Here is a 359-nt window from a genome sequence, read left to right as displayed (position 1 = left end):
TGTTTTGTGTTTCTGATGTTTGCTGTTTAGTATTATCAGTAGGATATGTTTGCTCCCATTTTCCTATCAATGATATAAACATTATTGCTATTGTGATTAACAGTAATATTCTTATATGATTAGCTTTCATTGTTTATTTTAACCTTTTTTATTTTTACAAGGAAACGGGTCGTCGTAGTAAACTCTTTTTGAGAGTGGATGACACCTTAAGAGTCTACGTGTAGTTAAGTACAATCCCTTTAGTATACCATGAGTTTTCAGAGCTTTTAGAGCATATTCTGAACAAGTTGGATAATATCTACATCTAGCAGGTATGAAAGGACTGATACAGTAGCGATAGATGCTGATTAGTGTCACAA

The 359-nt window shown here is 32.6% G+C and carries 1 protein-coding gene; it reads right to left on the bottom strand.

The features are described 5' to 3' along the window. Nucleotides 1-138 precede the first annotated feature (138 nt). A complete protein-coding gene (gene yidD / locus AC1MHZ_RS23410; RefSeq protein ID WP_482967016.1) occupies nucleotides 139-357 on the bottom strand; it encodes a membrane protein insertion efficiency factor YidD in 219 nt (72 codons plus the stop codon). Nucleotides 358-359 lie beyond the last annotated feature (2 nt).

This window comes from Pseudomonas sp. FA-1, assembly GCF_056856075.1.
This window is presented reverse-complemented; position numbering and strand designations above follow the sequence as displayed.